General features: G+C 58.0%; 16 protein-coding genes and 3 pseudogenes. 17 read left to right on the top strand and 2 right to left on the bottom strand.

The window, feature by feature from the left end:
* From AC57B5_RS10150 to AC57B5_RS10100, 11 genes and pseudogenes are all read left to right on the top strand, one after another.
* Window positions 1–1,158 (top strand): RHS repeat-associated core domain-containing protein (locus tag AC57B5_RS10150; protein WP_496399421.1); only part of this gene is annotated, 1,158 nt, incomplete at its 5' end.
* 410 nt (window positions 1,159–1,568) lie between these two features.
* Window positions 1,569–2,445 (top strand): annotated as a pseudogene (locus tag AC57B5_RS10145) (RHS repeat-associated core domain-containing protein); the annotation flags it as partial.
* Window positions 2,446–2,450: 5 nt separating this feature from the next.
* A complete protein-coding gene (locus tag AC57B5_RS10140; protein ID WP_496399420.1) occupies window positions 2,451–2,894 on the top strand; it encodes a hypothetical protein in 444 nt (147 codons plus the stop codon).
* Window positions 2,895–2,970: 76 nt separating this feature from the next.
* A pseudogene (locus AC57B5_RS10135) lies at window positions 2,971–3,381 on the top strand (RHS repeat-associated core domain-containing protein); the annotation flags it as partial.
* Window positions 3,382–3,485: 104 nt separating this feature from the next.
* Window positions 3,486–3,710: a hypothetical protein gene (locus tag AC57B5_RS10130; RefSeq protein ID WP_496399419.1), complete on the top strand. Its 225-nt coding sequence runs from the start codon at window positions 3,486–3,488 to the stop codon at window positions 3,708–3,710.
* Window positions 3,711–3,780: 70 nt separating this feature from the next.
* Complete coding sequence (locus AC57B5_RS10125) at window positions 3,781–4,134, top strand: hypothetical protein (RefSeq protein WP_496399418.1); 354 nt, start codon at window positions 3,781–3,783, stop codon at window positions 4,132–4,134.
* 117 nt (window positions 4,135–4,251) lie between these two features.
* Window positions 4,252–4,492: pseudogene (locus AC57B5_RS10120) on the top strand (RHS repeat-associated core domain-containing protein); the annotation flags it as partial.
* Between the two features lie 185 nt (window positions 4,493–4,677).
* Complete coding sequence (locus tag AC57B5_RS10115) at window positions 4,678–5,256, top strand: hypothetical protein (protein ID WP_496399417.1); 579 nt, start codon at window positions 4,678–4,680, stop codon at window positions 5,254–5,256.
* Between the two features lie 281 nt (window positions 5,257–5,537).
* On the top strand, window positions 5,538–5,786 hold the full coding sequence (locus AC57B5_RS10110) for a hypothetical protein (RefSeq protein WP_349613885.1): 249 nt from the start codon (window positions 5,538–5,540) through the stop codon (window positions 5,784–5,786).
* Window positions 5,787–6,414: 628 nt separating this feature from the next.
* Window positions 6,415–6,930 carry an SCO4402 family protein gene (locus tag AC57B5_RS10105; protein WP_496399416.1) on the top strand — a complete coding sequence of 172 codons (516 nt, stop codon included), beginning with the start codon at window positions 6,415–6,417 and terminating at the stop codon, window positions 6,928–6,930.
* Between the two features lie 174 nt (window positions 6,931–7,104).
* Window positions 7,105–7,506 carry a hypothetical protein gene (locus AC57B5_RS10100; protein ID WP_123693936.1) on the top strand — a complete coding sequence of 134 codons (402 nt, stop codon included), beginning with the start codon at window positions 7,105–7,107 and terminating at the stop codon, window positions 7,504–7,506.
* Window positions 7,507–7,525: 19 nt separating this feature from the next.
* On the opposite strand, the gene AC57B5_RS10095 is transcribed toward AC57B5_RS10100, so the two are convergent.
* Both AC57B5_RS10095 and AC57B5_RS10090 read right to left on the bottom strand, forming a co-directional pair.
* A complete protein-coding gene (locus AC57B5_RS10095) occupies window positions 7,526–8,272 on the bottom strand; it encodes an enolase (protein WP_496399415.1) in 747 nt (248 codons plus the stop codon).
* Window positions 8,269–8,523: a DUF7661 family protein gene (locus tag AC57B5_RS10090; RefSeq protein WP_017407498.1), complete on the bottom strand. Its 255-nt coding sequence runs from the start codon at window positions 8,521–8,523 to the stop codon at window positions 8,269–8,271. Before AC57B5_RS10090 ends, AC57B5_RS10095 begins: the two co-directional genes overlap by 4 nt.
* Before the next feature lie 187 nt (window positions 8,524–8,710).
* Here AC57B5_RS10090 and AC57B5_RS10085 point away from each other — a divergent pair, with 187 nt between their 5' ends.
* The 6 genes from AC57B5_RS10085 to AC57B5_RS10060 are packed head-to-tail and all read left to right on the top strand — an operon-like array spanning window position 8,711 to window position 16,078.
* On the top strand, window positions 8,711–11,059 hold the full coding sequence (locus AC57B5_RS10085) for a bifunctional salicylyl-CoA 5-hydroxylase/oxidoreductase (RefSeq protein ID WP_496399414.1): 2,349 nt from the start codon (window positions 8,711–8,713) through the stop codon (window positions 11,057–11,059).
* Complete coding sequence (locus AC57B5_RS10080; RefSeq protein WP_496399413.1) at window positions 11,056–11,859, top strand: SDR family NAD(P)-dependent oxidoreductase; 804 nt, start codon at window positions 11,056–11,058, stop codon at window positions 11,857–11,859. The genes AC57B5_RS10085 and AC57B5_RS10080 overlap by 4 nt, the downstream gene beginning before the upstream one ends.
* Before the next feature lie 45 nt (window positions 11,860–11,904).
* The gene (locus AC57B5_RS10075; protein WP_349613879.1) at window positions 11,905–12,762 is read left to right on the top strand and encodes an enoyl-CoA hydratase family protein; all 858 of its coding nucleotides are present in this window, start codon (window positions 11,905–11,907) and stop codon (window positions 12,760–12,762) included.
* A gap of 2 nt (window positions 12,763–12,764) precedes the next feature.
* Window positions 12,765–13,934, top strand: coding sequence for an acyl-CoA dehydrogenase family protein (locus tag AC57B5_RS10070; RefSeq protein ID WP_496399412.1), 1,170 nt, complete (start codon window positions 12,765–12,767; stop codon window positions 13,932–13,934).
* 41 nt (window positions 13,935–13,975) lie between these two features.
* Entirely contained in the window at window positions 13,976–15,616 is a 1,641-nt protein-coding gene (locus AC57B5_RS10065; RefSeq protein ID WP_043821269.1) for an AMP-binding protein, read from the top strand.
* Window positions 15,617–15,625: 9 nt separating this feature from the next.
* Complete coding sequence (locus tag AC57B5_RS10060; RefSeq protein WP_496399411.1) at window positions 15,626–16,078, top strand: acyl-CoA thioesterase; 453 nt, start codon at window positions 15,626–15,628, stop codon at window positions 16,076–16,078.

Raw genomic sequence — 16,078 nt, 5'->3', positions numbered from 1 at the left:
GGCAGCTTCACGCCCCTGGTGCGCCTGAGCACCACGGCCAGCGGCGACCCCCAAGACGAGCCCCACCTGCTGGTGCAAGCCATCACCGCAGGCCTGCCCGACCAGGACGACCCCAACCACAGGCCGGCCCTGGCCCTCATGCAAACCATGCTCGACGCCATGCCGCGCGACATGCAGCAAGACGCCGCCCGCCATCTGCGCCACACCCTGGACCACGGCCTGCCGCCCAGCGCCCAGGCCATGCTGGGCGAACAGGCCGAAAGCACCGCGCGCCTGCTCACCGGCATGCAGGCCAAGCTGCAGGAACAGGAAAAAGAACAGCACGCCCGCATCGCCATCCACCACTACCACTGCGACCACCTGGGCACGCCCATGGCGCTGACGGACAAGACCGGCCAGGTGGCCTGGGCCGCGAAGCTGGACCCCTGGGGCAATGTGCTGCAGGAGTACAACCCGCAGGGCATCCACCAGGCGATCCGGCTGCCGGGGCAGCACCATGACAGGGAGACGGGGCTTTATTACAACCGGCATCGGTATTACGATCCGTTGGTGGGGAGTTATATCAATCAGGATCCGATTGGTTTGATGGGTGGGACTAACCCCTACGGATATGTTAGAAATTCGCCTGTTAATTTGGCCGACCCGCTTGGTCTTGAGCCAGGAACAATGGCGCAACGGGGCTATTTAAGCAACAATAGAAAGAGCTACCCCGGATTGCTAGGCGAAGACAGTAACGGAGTAATGCTTTTTGATGAAGGCAACAACGACTTTCACAGTTACAACACGAGGAATTCTTGCAAGAAGAGTACAAGTGGCTGCACTCTTAAAAACGTATCCGAAGGACTAATGCGTTATCCAGCTCCAGGTGCAAAAGGGGAGCCTATACAAAACGGCCAGCGCGGTTTCGCAATTCCTGTGGGCCCCGTGAGCCATGTAGTTAATTCAGATCGTACAATGGTCGTTAACGTTACGGAAAATTCGCACCTACTCTACCCAGGAATAGTACGCCGTTGGGTCTCAGAAAGCGCAACTGAGGTGACAGTGCATACGTTCGGGGAAGGTGTTGGTCCTATGGGTGGAATAAACAGTGCACTTGCAGACACACTTTGGGGCCAAGTTGATAAAAATGTCTTCGAATATGCGGAAAGCTGCAAATGATTAAGTTAATACAGCCAAGCATCGTTTCATCTGTAATTATTGGATTTCTCTTTACGGGGTTAATGACGGATAAAGATTATAAATCGCTTTATGTTTATTTTTTCTTATTCGTTTTTCTAATTTCGCTGCCTCTTAATTTTTTGTTTCAATTATTTCTTGGGTATTTAAAAAACAAATACGGCATATTTTTCTATTTCTGTATCTCTGCAACTATTGGAGCACTTGCAGTCATCACAATTAAGAAATTATTTTTCAATTTATCCTTGGCAATTGATCTTCTCGATTTTTATTATCTGATATTTGGTTTTTTTGCTGGCATCATTTCGTCTATGATTTTTGTCATATTTGAAATAAAAAATAAACCAATTTGAATGTGCCAGATGGGGCGATTTTATGCTGAGCGCCATGCGCACAGCCTGCAGCCCAGCGCCCAGGCGATCCTAGGCGAACAGGCCGAGGGGGCCACACGCCTACTGAGCGGCATGCAGGCAAAACTGCAGGAACAGGAGCGGCAACAGCGCATCGCCATCCCACTACCACTGCGACCCACTGGGCACGCCAATGGCCCTGACGGACCAGACCGGCCAGGTGGCCTGGGCCGCGAAGCTGGACCCCTGGGGCAATGTGCTGCAGGAGTACAACCCGCAGGGCCTGCACCAGGCGATCCGGCTGCCGGGGCAGCACCATGACAGGGAAACGGGGCTGTATTACAACCGGCATCGGTACTACGATCCGGTGGTAGGGAGTTATATCAATCAGGATCCTATTGGGTTGGCCGGAGGGGTTAACAAAAGTATATATGCGATAGATCCCATGATTTCCATGGATCCTTTGGGCTTGGCCCCCGTAAAAACGTGTGCAGAGAGAATTTTGAAAGCAGCGGAGAAATTAAATAATCAAGAAAGATACTCATACTCCTCGAATTATGGCTTTGGGTCAAAGAGAAATAAATGTAATCTCTTTGTTCATGAAGTGCTAGAAAATGCAGATGTCGAATCTCCCTCGCGCTACAGATTTGGAATTATCCCAAGAGGACCAGCAACTGCTGGAGATTGGGCAAATCCACAAAAAGCGATTCCCGGATTCGAAATTGTTACGTCTCCAAAGCCTGGTGATATTGTTGCGGTAGCATATCCATATGGGGACGCTACTGGGCATGTGGCAGTCGTGACAGGGAGTAGTACAACCATTGGCGCAGGCTCAGAAGACGGATCACATTCAACAGGTTGGCCATGGAATGGGGCATCGCCTAAAGGCAATCCAATATATAGAAGATGCAAAGATTGAAAAAGATGATGAAGACAGTAATTTACATAATAGCCGCAACGCTTGGTTTTCAAATAATATCTTTGCTAACTTTCTTGATGGCACCAATGAAAATTGATTTGTCGGATATAGAGGGATTTAATTTATCTTATATTTTTAATAAACTGGGAAATCCAGACTATGATTTGAGTGTCAAAGATATACTGGGATGGCAAAGCCATCGTTATCTAATTCGTCAAAATGTCGAACTTAGGATAAAAGAATCGAGCATTAAACCAACTGCTTTCCCTGCATCAATAAGTATTTCAAATACATTGGGAGAAGAAACTCATTATTTCAAGTTATCAAAACACTCAAGATCTGACGGAAATAAAAATTTTATTAGAACGACCACCATAACCATATGGCCATACGGTGATTTTCTAATAAGTAAAGAGATTGTTGAAAATAAAGATCACCAGTCACAGTGAGTCTCGATATGCGTGGATTGTTCAGCCCCATGGGTTATAACAAGATGGGGCCAAAACGCGCGCAGATCGCTTGGTCATGTTGGGTATCCACGACGAGCACACCATAAAAATGCTGCAGGAGATGCGCAAGTAACTGCAAAAGCAGGAGCGAGCGCAACAGGGCTCCGTACCCATCCATCATTACAACTGCGACCATCTGGGCACGCCCATGGCCCTGACGGATCAGACCGGCCAAGTGGCCTGGGCCGCGAAGCTGGACCCCTAGGGCAATGTGCTGCAGGAGTACAACCCGCAAGGCATCCACCAGGCGATCCGGCTGCCGGGGCAGCACCATGACAGGGAAACGGGGCTGTATTACAACCGGCATCGGTATTACGATCCGGTGGTGGGGAGTTATATCAAACAGGATCCGATTGGGTTGACTGGAGGTGCAAATATGAGCAGCTACCCAACAAATCCTGTGGATTGGATTGACCCACTGGGATTAAATAAGATGAGGAGAGGTAAAAGTGGTTTTACGGGCAAAAGCCTAAACCTCCGGTAAAGCCAGATCCAACATCAACGGGGAAAATTGCTGAAGGCTGGAATCAGATGAAACAGAAAGTTTCCGATGTGACGGATTCATTTGCAGAATTGAGGAACAAACTCTCAGGCAAGGATGATATGCAGAAGAGGACTGAAGAAGCAATTGTTTGCACGAAACAGGAGAATAAAGAAACCAAAGAAGTTTCAATTCCCACAGACATCATTGTCCCGGACTCTAGAGGTGTTGGGGTGATAAGACCTCCATCTCCATCCGAAATAAAAATGCATTAGCCAAAAGCTAAGAGTCATACCGTCAGGGCCACTCCCAGGTATGTCAGCGCCTGGTCAATAAAATCTTGGTATGAGAAAACATATATATAAAACAATGGTAATTGCTATATCATTCTATGCAGGATATTGGCTGGGTATCTATAAAAATAATCAATACACTATGGAGTATATGAATTTCTTAAATAGTCAGTATATTGCAATAAGAGCAGCTAATGGAATTCATGGTATTTCAAATATGAAAAACCATATTATGAATAAAAATCTTTTACTTTGCGAAATGAAAAAGGAAGTTTCTCGTCTTTCAGAAGATTGGATGGATTGCAAATCTGATAAATCTTGTTCAAAAGAAGTTGACGGTGGGTTTTTCTCAAATATCGAGGGAATAATATCTGAATTTAAAAATGAAATCTGCGAAGATAACTAATTGCCAAAATACCATTAAATTCAATACTATATTAGCGAGCAGCATGCAAGTCTAACTGTAAGCACAATACAAATAACAAACAGATCATCCCTATCCACTACCAATACAGCTCCCCCAAAACAGAGGGGTCAGGTGGCCTGGGCCGCAAAGCTGGATTCCTGGGGGCAATGTGCTGCAGGAATACAACCCGCAGGGCATGCACCAGGCGATCCGGCTGCCGGGGCCGTACCATAACAAGGAGACGGGGCTGTATTACAACCGGCATCGGTATTACGATCCGGTGGTGGGGAGTTATGTGAATCAGGATCTGATCGGGTTGATGGGTGGGGTAAATTTCTTCACCTATCCCTCAAATCCACTGACAAGAAGCCACGATAGTATTCCTTCCACTCCTAAATCAATGCCTTTACCAGTTGGCGAAAAATGCAATAAATCCCGACTGAAGAGCGACCCCGCCGGGCCAGGCACCGCTCCTGCAGCAGATACGGACGATATATTGGAAATGATGCAAAAAATCAGGACTAGAAAAATAGGCACTCGACGATGAGATATTTATTTTATGTATTTGCTATTTGTTTGAATTTTTCTTCATCGTACGCCAAAGATATTGAAAATCGAGAGCCGGAATGTTTGGTTGGCGTAGACTCAAAGAAATTTGTGGCCAGTTTTCAAATTATTGATAAAGATCAAAAAATATGGATTATTAATGATAGAAGTAATGAAAAAAATGAAATCAACTATTATTGGATGGTTGAGCCTGGGTTAATAAAGAATGGTAATTTTCTTCCTGTAAAATATGCATTTGGTGTCGGGCATAGAAATGAGTATGAATCAAAGGGGAGGCAAGAAAATTCGCTATCGGTTTTGTTGGAAGAAATAAAAAATAGTGGAACGATTTATATAAATAGCCCTGATAAAAAGAATAGGCAGAAAATATCGAGGATTTTGGAAAATGTTCAAATTCATATGCTTTTAAACAAAGATGAAATAATTCTCTATTCCAGGGATATTGAAGGAAAAAATGCTATTTTCTCAAGTAAGCCTACACATGCAAGGATGACCATGAGAACTCCATATAAATCGCAATCTTACATCTGCTTAGCAGAAATTGATTATCAATAGAATTCGTGTTGGGAGATCATTGATTAGTTTGTTGCGGATTATTTGTATCTCTGAATTCGGTGTGTTTATTGCTATTGACGCAAGTGGGGTATTCATTTTAATTAATTGACTGTGCTTTGGGGGCCAGGCTGGGTATTTACTTAGGGAATTTCTGCACAAAGCACGATTTCTACTTTGTAGACATAGTTGGTTCCTTAGGAGCAGGGGCACCGTTAAACAGTATTAGGATATCAGTTCGACCAGGAGCAAATGAATTAATAACGACATATCTTGAGTGAATTATGAAAATATTCGAAACCATTGAATGTCCAAGCTGCAGGCAAGATAAATTAATTATCTCGAAAAATACAGATACGGGAAAACTTTATTTGTATTGTAGCGAATGCTTTGCTGCGTGGAATTCAATTGAAGAAGTTTCCGAAAAAAATCGCATGTTTATTGATCTGGATGGAAATTCAGAAGATCCTAGTTACGAAGAAATATTGGCTAATGGATGGGATTTATTAGTATCTAGAATAATTGAGGTTTAATTTTCGGAAAATAACAATTAATGTGAATATATTTATTTCCGATTAAAAATCCAATTTCCATTGACTGTGACGTGGTTTGGGGTTGTTGGTTGAATAGTATTTGATAAATATTATTGCTTTCTATTTTCTTTGGTTTATAATCCAATGAAAACGGCAATCTCATGAATGTAAGATAAATGGGCGCTGCAGAGTTTTACTTTGGATGCATATTCCTGGCAGGGCCCTTGGTTTCAAAACACCAAGCCTAGAGACATTGAACCAGAGAGCTTGATGCAATTGTTGAGTCCTTCTCCCGACGAAGTGATGCATATGCACCCCATGCTGTGCTTCCCCATCGAAGGAAAGGGAGGGCAGACATGGGGTGTAGTGGCCACCTTCGATCCACAAAACAAGCTGAGTACTTTCAGCCTGGTGCATTCTGGAGATTGGCGCGAAGCAGCGCCTATTCCACAACCTGAGCAAGTCAGTGCAGCGCCCGTCGAAACACCTACACGCAGATCATTGACTTGCCGCTCTGGAGCAAGAACACCCGAATCAGGTATCTGGGAAGGGCGGCTACCGGCAGGCCACCCACAGGCTCAGATGCTGGCAGAGGCACCGCACAGGTTTGTTTTCAAGCGTGCTGGTGATGCAATGGCTGACTTGGGTCTTGCCCCGTTTGATGAAGCAACGGTGGTTTGGACTTGGCTACGAGCCTAGTGCTACTCACAATCGACAGGGAGCAAGACAGGACGATATTGAGATGCCTCGCTTGAAATACCCTGAAATGAGGATGGAATTGCTCGGATATTTGAGGAAACTCAAGGATTTGAAGTATCAAATGAAAGCCTGGGTGAACCATAATTTCCCTGCAGGCGTTCAATACGACCATCTTGATTTGGCCATACATTTCATTTTTGACGATACGGATCTTGGCAGTGATGCTCGTATGGCGATCGGTGAGATTCTTCTCGATGAGCAGGAGGCAGCGCTGATGGGGCAGTTGGTGGATGCCATCAATGCCATCTTTGAGGCGTACGGCACGGACATGCCGGACGGCTTCTACATGCAAGTTGGCGAATGGAGGGTGGTGGCCTGTGCCGAAAGGGCGTTCGATTGTCTGGAGGGGAGCAACGCCGCTGGCTGCCCCGAGCCGCTGGATTGACACGGGCATGCCTGCCAGCCGACTAGCCGGGGCAAGACCATGGCTGATCGTGATGTCCAGTCGATGGTGAAGAGTACCGTAGCGTTGCCAGGTTCGTGGAACAACAAGATGTTTTCCACTGGTAGCCCGCCCCCAAACCTGCCGGACAATCCATGGAAACCAAGGCACCGTTCCATGACAACTTCAACCCTCCTTCCCGAACCCGAATTGAGAGCCTTCGCCGCAGCGGCGGCCGAGCAGCAGCGATGCACGGACTGCGCTGTGCTGTGGAGGCCGGGCTGGGAGTCCTTGTCGGGGGCGGACAAGACTTCGCATCTGCAGCAGGTTGGTGCGCTGGGCACGCCGGAGACACGGGAATTGCTCGATGAATATCACCCACAGGGCACGAACCAGTGGTCGCCGGATGCTCCCATCGCCCTGGGCTGGCACCCGTACAACCGCTGCACGCTTTGGCGCTGCCACCATTGCAATGCCGCCTTTCTGCGCTACACGGAATACGGCGGCTACTACCAGGACGATCGCATCCGTCCGCTGCTGGCGCATCTGATCGTCACGCCCGAGCAGGGCCGCGTCTGAGCGGCGCTGCTCGGCCGGCTCAGGTCCAGTCGAACGTGAACAGCACCGTGCGGCTCTCCGGTTCGTAGAACAGTAGGATGCTGTCCGCTCCCGTGGCGCACCAGTTGTAGCCGGCCACGTTGGCCACGTGGAAGAAGGGTTTGCCGTCGCGGGTGATGCGGATGCCGTCGTCTTCCAGTTCATCGCCCATGCCGGCGTTTTCCGCTTCGTCCAGCTGAAAGGCCGGGGGAATGGGCGGGTGGCCGGTCCAGTTGCCGTACCAGATTCCGCCGCCCAGGCTGTCCAGGTAGTCGTGCTCCATGGGCTCGCCCTTGCCGTAGCGCGAGTAGCTGGCCAGGCGGCCGTGCTCGGCGTAGTAGGCACTGGCCTTGGCGTGGCTGGCCAGCATTTCGTCGGTGTGCTCGCAGGCGAAGGCATCCTTGGTGAACTGGCCGCCATGCTGCGGCGCGCGCTGGAAGAAGCCTTCGTTGCCCAGGAAGCGGTAGCGGTTGTCGGGCGTCAGCTCCAGTGCAAACCAGTTGGGGGCGGTGAAGGCGTTGTGGTGGGCTTCGGTCTCATCGCCGATGCAGCCCTCGAAGGGCTCGACGGGGCACAGCATGTGGACCACGGTGCCGGCCAGTTCGGGCCGCACCAGGCCCAGGTCGATGGAGATCAGCGGCAGCAGGTGCTCGGCCAGCCAGGGCTGGTCGGCCACGAAGATGTCGGCGGCATCGGGAAAGGGGCTGAGGCCCGGCTTCAGTTCGCGGACTTCGGTTTGCTGGGTCAAGAGGAACTCCTGGGTGAGGGGATGGTGGTGCCGGGGGTGATCTCGAAGATGTCCTGGTCCGATGCGGCCGCGCTCTCGTGGTAGATGTCGTAGAGGTACTGCGCCAGTTCGGCATGGGTGACATCGCAGGGAATGGCCAGCAGGGCGGGCGCGCGCTTGCCGTCGGCGCCGACGTTGAAGCAGCGCCACTGGGCCTGCGCGCGTTCGATGGCGATGATGCGGCCGAAGACATTGAACCGGTATTTTTCCAAGGGAGATCCTCCTGGCGATCCGGCATCGTAGCGGCTGTCGGGGGGCTCATGCGTGTTCTCCCTAGGTTCGTGCCGGCGTTTCGTCTATATATTTCAAACCTAAACTATTCAGGCTTAAAGTTCTTGGGCCTGGATTCTGAACCTGGGGCGTCCTGTGCCGTCGCCCTGCGAGAAAAGGGTTTGCGGTATGAAGATCGTCTGTATCGGTGGAGGTCCCGCCGGCCTGTACTTCGGCCTGCTGATGAAGCTGCAGGACCCCGCCAACGAGGTCACGGTGGTGGAGCGCAACCGGCCCTACGACACCTTTGGCTGGGGCGTGGTGTTCTCGGACGCCACCATGGACAACCTGCGCGAGGCCGATCCTGTATCGGCCCGCACCATTGGTGACGCATTCAACCACTGGGACGATATCGACATCCACTTCAAGGGCCGCAGCCTGCGCAGCAGCGGCCACGGCTTCATCGGCATAGGCCGCAAGAAGCTGCTCAACATCCTGCAGGCGCGCTGCGAGGACGTGGGCGTGAAGCTGGTGTTCGAGAACTTCGTGCAGGACGACCAGGCGATTGCGCGCGAGTACGACGCCGACCTGGTCATCGCCTCGGACGGCATCAACAGCCAGGTGCGCACGCGCTATGCCGATACCTTTCGGCCCGATATCGACCAGCGCCGCTGCCGCTTTGTGTGGCTGGGCACGACCAAGGTGTTCGATGCCTTCACCTTCGCCTTCGTGCAGACCGAGCACGGCTGGTTCCAGGCCCATGCCTACCGCTACGAAGACGGCATGTCTACCTTCATCGTGGAGACGCCCGAGGAAACCTGGCAGGCCGCCGGCATAGAGCAGATGAGCCAGGAAGAGGGCATTGCCTACTGCGAGAAGCTGTTCGCCCCCTGGCTGGATGGCCATGCCCTGGTCAGCAATGCCACGCACCTGCGCGGCTCGGCCATCTGGATCCGCTTTCCGCGCGTGATCTGCAATACATGGGTGCACTGGAATGCGCTGGACACGCCGCGCGGCCCGCGCAGCGTGCCCGTGGTGCTGATGGGCGATGCGGCGCACACGGCGCATTTCTCGATTGGCTCGGGCACCAAGCTGGCGCTGGAGGATGCGATCGAGCTGGCGCGCAGCCTGCGGTCTGCGGGGGGCATCGAGGCCGGCCTGCGCCACTACGAGGAGGTGCGCAGCGTGGAGGTGCTCAAGATCCAGAACGCGGCGCGCAATTCCACGGAATGGTTCGAGAACGTGGAGCGCTATGCGGGCCTGGAGCCGGAGCAGTTCGCCTATTCGCTGCTGACGCGCTCGCAGCGCATCTCGCACGAGAACCTGCGCCTGCGCGATGCCGCCTGGCTGCAGGGCTTCGAGCGCTGGATTGCCGAGCATGCAGGCGAGACGGTGCCCGAAGGCCGCCGCCCGCCCATGCCCATGCTCACGCCCTACCAGGCGCGCGGCCTGAGGCTGAAGAACCGCATCGTGGTCTCGCCCATGGCCATGTATTCCTGTACCGACGGCGTGCCTGGCGACTTCCACCTGGTGCACCTGGGCGCGCGCGCCATGGGTGGTGCGGGCCTGGTGATGGTGGAGATGACCTGCACCTCGCCCGACGCGCGCATCACGCCCGGCTGCCCCGGGCTGTGGAACGACGAGCAGGCGCAGGCCTTTGGGCGCATTGTCGATTTCGTGCACGCGCAGGGCGGGGCGCACATTGGCGTGCAGCTGGGGCATGCGGGGCGCAAGGGATCGACCCAGCTGGGCTGGCAGCAGATCGACCATCCGCTGGAGCAGGGCAACTGGCCGCTGCTGTCGGCATCGGCCCTGCCCTATATCGAGGGCCTCTCGCAAGTGCCCGCCGCCATGACCCGCGCCGACATGGACCGCGTGCGCGAGGACTTCGTGGCCGCCACGCGGCGCGCCGCAGCAGCGGGCTTTGACTGGCTGGAGCTGCACTGCGCCCACGGCTATCTGCTGTCCAGCTTCATCTCGCCGCTGACCAACCAGCGCGATGACAAATACGGCGGCGGCCTGGACAACCGCCTGCGCTTTCCGCTGGAGGTGTTCGAGGCGGTGCGCGCAGCCTGGCCGCAGGACAGGCCCATGTCGGTGCGCATCTCGGCCCATGACTGGGTGGAGGGCGGCATCACGCCCGACGATGCGGTGGAGATCGCACGCCGCTTCAAGGCGGCGGGCGCCGACATGATCGACTGCTCCTCGGGCCAGGTCAGCCCCGACCAGAAGCCGGTGTACGGCCGCATGTACCAGACGCCGTTTGCCGACCGTGTTCGCAACGAGGCCGGCATACCCACCATTGCCGTGGGCGCCATCTTCGAGGCCGACCATGCCAACGCCATCATCGCCTCGGGCCGGGCCGACCTGTGCGCGCTGGCGCGCCCGCACCTGGCCGATGCCGCCTGGACGCTGCGCGAGGCCGCACGCCTCGGTGCGCAGGATGTGGATTGGCCGAACCAGTACCAGCCCGGCAAGCGCCAGTTGGAAACCAACTTTGAACGCGCCGCCGCCATGGCGCAGTTGGACCTCAAATGACTCCAAGTCCACAAACCCTGGAAGGGCGCCATGCCCTGGTGACGGGCGGGGCGCGCGGCATAGGCCTGGCCTGTGCGCGGGCGCTGCTGGCGCGCGGCGCGCGGGTCACGCTGTTGGGACGCGATGGTGCGGCGCTGGAGGCTGCCGTGCGCGAGCTGGGCGGCACGGCACAGGCAGCACAGATGGTGCAGTCCGTGCAGGCGGATATTGCCGACGAGGCCTCGGTGCGCCAGGCCTTCGCGCAGGCCGAGGCGGCCTTCGGTCCCGTGCAGGTACTGGTCAACAACGCGGGCCAGGCCAGCAGCCAGAAGTTCGAGCGCACCGACGCCGCACTGTGGCAGTCGATGCTCGCCGTCAATCTCACAGGCACCTTCCACTGCATGCAGGCCGCGCTGCCGGGCATGCTGGCTGCGCGCTGGGGCCGCATCATCAATGTGGCCAGCACGGCAGGGCTGATCGGCTATGCCTATGTCAGCGCATATTGCGCGGCCAAGCATGGCGTGATCGGCCTCACGCGCTCGCTGGCGCTGGAGACGGCGGGCAAGGGCGTGACGGTGAACGCCGTCTGCCCCGGCTATACCGAGACCGACATCGTGCGCGGCGCCGTGGCCAACATCGTGGACAAGACCGGCATGACGGCGGATGAGGCCCGCGCCAGGCTGGCCGAACGCAACCCGCAGGGCCGCCTGGTCCAGCCCGAGGAAGTGGCCGAGACCGTGGCCTGGCTGGCCCTGCCGGCGTCCGCCTCGGTCAACGGCCAGTCCATTGCCGTCGACGGCGGCGAGGTGATGACCGGCTGAACCCGGTCCACTCCCCCCGTTTTCTGAATTCTTGATGGAGACACCATGAGCACCCAGCCCGAAGAACACAGCATGAAGCACCACAAGCGCCCCCTGGCCGGCTACGAGGCCAGGACCTTTGTGTGGCAGGTATCGGCCGACGGCAAGATCGGCACCATCACCCTGAACCGGCCCGAGCGCAAGAACCCGCTGACCTTCGGCTCCTACGCCGAGCTGCGCGACCTGTTCCGCGCCCTGGTCTATGCCACCGACGTCAAGGCCGTGGTGGTCACGGGCGCGGGCGGCAATTTCTGCTCGGGCGGCGATGTGCACGAGATCATCGGCCCGCTCACCAAGATGAGCATGCCCGAGCTGCTGGACTTCACGCGCATGACGGGCGACCTGATCAAGGCCATGCGCGCCTGCCCGCAGCCCATCGTGGCGGCGGTGGACGGCATCTGCGCCGGCGCGGGTGCCATGGTGGCACTGGCCGCCGACATGCGCCTGGGCACGCCGGCCGCGCGCACGGCGTTTCTCTTCACCCGCGTGGGCCTGGCCGGTGCCGACATGGGCGCCTGCACGCTGCTGCCGCGCATGATCGGCCAGGGCCGCGCCTCCGAGCTGCTGTACACGGGCCGCGCCATGACGGCCGAGGAGGGCGCTGCCTGGGGCTTCTTCAATGCCTTGCATGGCGCCGAACAGATCGGCGAAGCCGCCCATGCGCTGGCCGCCCAACTGGCCGCAGGCCCCACCTTTGCCCATGGCGTGACCAAGAAGCTGCTGCACCAGGAATGGAACATGGGCGTGGACGAGGCCATCGAGGCCGAAGCCGAGGCCCAGGCCATCTGCATGCAGACGCGCGACTTCCACCGCGCCTACGAGGCCTTCGTGGCCAAGCAAAAGCCTGTCTTTGAAGGAAACTGAAAATGCGTGATTCCTCCTGGCTGGACTGGCCCTTCTTCGACGACGCCCACCGCACGCTGGCGCATGAGGTCGATGCCTGGTGCGCCCAATCCCTGGGCGATGTGGACCACCACGATGCCGATGCGGCCTGCCGCCAACTGGTGAAGGCCCTGGGCCAGGCCGGCTGGCTGCGCTATGCCGTGCCGTCCGGCCCCGGCGGCGCCTGGGGCGGGGCCTTGCCCGAGGTGGACTCGCGTGCGGTCTGTATCCTGCGCGAGACCCTGGCCCGCCATGAAGGCCTGGCCGACTTCGCCTTTGCCATGCAGGGGCTGGGCAGCGGTGCCATATCACTCATGGGGTCGGACGCGCTGCGCCAGCGCTACCTGCCGCGCGTGGCGCGCGGCGAGGCCATTGCGGCCTTTGCGCTGTCCGAGCCCGATGCGGGCTCCGACGTGGCTGCCATGGCCTGCGAGGCGCGGCTCGAAGGCGACCACTATGTGCTCAACGGCGCCAAGACCTGGATCTCCAACGGCGGCATTGCCGACTTCTACTGCGTGTTCGCCCGCACGGGCGAGGCGCCTGGGGCGCGCGGCATCAGCGCCTTCGTGGTCGATGCGGACACGCCGGGCTTTTCCATTGGCGAGCGCATCGAACTGATCGCGCCGCACCCGCTGGCCACCATCCGCTTCGACAACTGCCGCATACCCGTGTCGCAGCGCCTGGGCGAGCCGGGGCAGGGCTTCAAGCTGGCCATGATGACGCTGGACATCTTCCGCGCCTCGGTGGCCGCCGCCGCACTGGGCTTTGCGCGCCGCGCGCTGGATGAAGGCCTGGCACGCGCCAAGTCGCGCCGCATGTTCGGCCAGACCCTGGGCGACCTGCAACTGACCCAGGCGGCGCTGGGCGACATGGACACGGCCATCGACGCATCGGCCCTGCTGACCTACCGCGCCGCCTGGATGCGCGATGTGAAGAAGACGCGCACCACGCGCGAGGCGGCCATGGCCAAGATGACGGCCACCGAATCGGCCCAGGCCGTGATCGACCGCGCGCTGCAGATGTTCGGCGGGGCGGGCGTGGTCTCGGGCATGCCGGTGGAGACGCTGTACCGCGAGATCCGCGCGCTGCGCATCTACGAGGGCGCGACCGAGGTGCAAAAACTCATCATCGCGCGCGAGCTGCTCAAGGCCTGAGCGGCAGGCTGCCCATTCAACGCAAAGCCAGGGAACATCGCATGCAAGCCTCCGCCCACATCGATACTTTCGCCCGGGACAACCTGCCGCCGCCCGACCAATGGCCCGAGTTCCTGCTCGACGGGCCGGACGTGGCCTATCCCGAACGCCTGAACTGCGCGGCCGAACTGGTCGATGCCATGGTGGCGCGCGGCCAGGGCGGCCGCGTGGCCCTGCGCTGGAGGCAGGGCGCCGACCAGGCCGCCATGACCTATGCCGAACTGCAGGCGCTGACCAACCGCATCGCCCATGTGCTGGTGGAAGACCTGCAGCTGGTGCCCGGCAACCGGCTGCTGCTGCGCGGCCCCAACAACGCCATGATGGCCGCTTCCTGGCTGGCCGCCATCAAGGCCGGGCTGGTGACGGTGCCCACCATGCCGCTGCTGCGCGCCAAGGAGCTGCAGCAGATCATCGCCAAGGCCCAGGTGCAGGCCGTGCTGTGCGATGTGCGCCTCAAGGACGAGGTGCAGCTGTGCCTGCAGCCCGGCCATGAACACCATTGCCCGGACCTCTCGCGCGTGCTGTATTTCAACGACGGCGCAGCCGATGCGCTGGACGCCCTGGCCGCAGCCAAGCCCGACACCTTCGCCTGCTGCGATACAGCGGCGGACGATGTCTGCCTGATCGCCTTCACCAGCGGCACCACGGGCGCGCCCAAGGGCTGCATGCATTTCCACCGCGACGTGCTGGCCATGTGCGACCTGTTCCCGCGCCATGTGATCCGGCCGGGCCCGGACGACATCTTCTGCGGCACGCCGCCGCTGGCCTTCACCTTTGGCCTGGGCGGGCTGCTGTGCTTTCCGCTGCGCGTGGGCGCCAGCACCGTGCTGGCCGAAAAGCTCACGCCCGAAGGGCTGCTGCAGCTGGTGCAGGATTTCCGCGCCACCATCGTCTTCACCGCGCCCACCTTCTACCGGCAGATGGCGGCGCAGGCAGCGCGCTTTGATCTGTCGTCGCTCAGGAAAAGCGTGTCGGCCGGCGAGGCCCTGCCCGACGCCACGCGCCAGCTGTGGAAGCAGGCCACGGGCATCGAGATGATCGACGGCATCGGCGGCACCGAGCTCATCCACGTCTTCGTGTCCAGCCCGCCCGAGGAGGTGCGCGCGGGCGCCATCGGCAAGGTCGTGCCCGGCTACGTGGCCCAGGTGGTGGACGACGACATGCAGCCCGTGCCCGACGGCACGCCCGGCCGCCTGGCCATCAAGGGGCCGACCGGCTGCCGGTATCTTGCCGACGAGCGTCAGAAGCGCTTTGTGCAAAACGGCTGGAACCTGCCCGGCGACACCTTTGTGCGCGACGCCGACGGCTATCTGTTCTATCAGGCGCGCAATGACGACATGATCATCTCGGCCGGCTACAACATCGCCGGCCCCGAGGTGGAGGATGCGCTGCTGCGCCACGAGGCCGTGGCCGAATGCGGCGTGATCGGCGCGGCAGACGACGAGCGCGGCCAGGTGGTCAAGGCCTTTGTGGTGCTCAAGCCCGGCTTTGCGGCCGGCGACGACATGGCGGCCACGCTGCAGGCCTTCGTCAAGGCCAGCATTGCGCCCTACAAGTACCCGCGCGCCATTGTCTTCGTGCCGGCCCTGCCGCGCACCGAGACCGGCAAGCTGCAGCGCTTCGTGCTGCGCAAGATGCCGTGAGCGCGCGCCATGGCCTCCGCCTTCGTCAGCCAGGTGCAGGTGCTGTTTCGCCATTGCGATCCGGCCGGCATCGTCTTTTACCCGCGCTATTTCGAGATGGTCAACGACCTGGTCGAGGAATGGTTCGACAGGGGAATGGGCCTGCCATTCCACACCCTGCATGTACAGCGCCAGGTGGGCACGCCCACGGTGTCGGTGCAATGCGATTTCACGGCGCCCAGCCGCTGGCACGACACGCTGCGCCAGGTATTGGAGGTGCGCCGCATCGGCGGGGCGTCGTTCCAGTTCGATGTGCGTTTCGAGGGGCCAGATGGCCAACGCCGGCTGTCTGCGCGCATGACCATCGTCACCATGGATTTGCGCAGCATGAAGGCCATGCCACTGCCGGCCGATCTGCGCGAGCGCCTGCAGGCCTATCTGGTGCCGCAGGACGGTTTTATGGATTCAACGAGAACAGGATGA

This window comes from Delftia sp. BGA-UO-ETr-SB1 (assembly GCF_059567865.1).
The sequence above is the reverse complement of the archived record's forward strand: the minus strand, read 5'-3'. Positions and strand labels throughout refer to the sequence as shown.

Excerpts from the sequence above, each read along its gene's own strand:
- AC57B5_RS10140 (WP_496399420.1), top strand. The coding sequence starts at position 2,451 with ATGATGAAGACAGTAATTTACATAATAGCCGCAACGCTTGGTTTTCAA.
- AC57B5_RS10130 (WP_496399419.1), top strand. The coding sequence starts at position 3,486 with ATGAAACAGAAAGTTTCCGATGTGACGGATTCATTTGCAGAATTGAGG.
- AC57B5_RS10125 (WP_496399418.1), top strand. The coding sequence starts at position 3,781 with ATGAGAAAACATATATATAAAACAATGGTAATTGCTATATCATTCTAT.
- AC57B5_RS10115 (WP_496399417.1), top strand. The coding sequence starts at position 4,678 with ATGAGATATTTATTTTATGTATTTGCTATTTGTTTGAATTTTTCTTCA.
- AC57B5_RS10110 (WP_349613885.1), top strand. The coding sequence starts at position 5,538 with ATGAAAATATTCGAAACCATTGAATGTCCAAGCTGCAGGCAAGATAAA.
- AC57B5_RS10105 (WP_496399416.1), top strand. The coding sequence starts at position 6,415 with ATGCAATGGCTGACTTGGGTCTTGCCCCGTTTGATGAAGCAACGGTGG.
- AC57B5_RS10100 (WP_123693936.1), top strand. The coding sequence starts at position 7,105 with ATGACAACTTCAACCCTCCTTCCCGAACCCGAATTGAGAGCCTTCGCC.
- AC57B5_RS10085 (WP_496399414.1), top strand. The coding sequence starts at position 8,711 with ATGAAGATCGTCTGTATCGGTGGAGGTCCCGCCGGCCTGTACTTCGGC.
- AC57B5_RS10080 (WP_496399413.1), top strand. The coding sequence starts at position 11,056 with ATGACTCCAAGTCCACAAACCCTGGAAGGGCGCCATGCCCTGGTGACG.
- AC57B5_RS10075 (WP_349613879.1), top strand. The coding sequence starts at position 11,905 with ATGAGCACCCAGCCCGAAGAACACAGCATGAAGCACCACAAGCGCCCC.
- AC57B5_RS10070 (WP_496399412.1), top strand. The coding sequence starts at position 12,765 with ATGCGTGATTCCTCCTGGCTGGACTGGCCCTTCTTCGACGACGCCCAC.
- AC57B5_RS10065 (WP_043821269.1), top strand. The coding sequence starts at position 13,976 with ATGCAAGCCTCCGCCCACATCGATACTTTCGCCCGGGACAACCTGCCG.
- AC57B5_RS10060 (WP_496399411.1), top strand. The coding sequence starts at position 15,626 with ATGGCCTCCGCCTTCGTCAGCCAGGTGCAGGTGCTGTTTCGCCATTGC.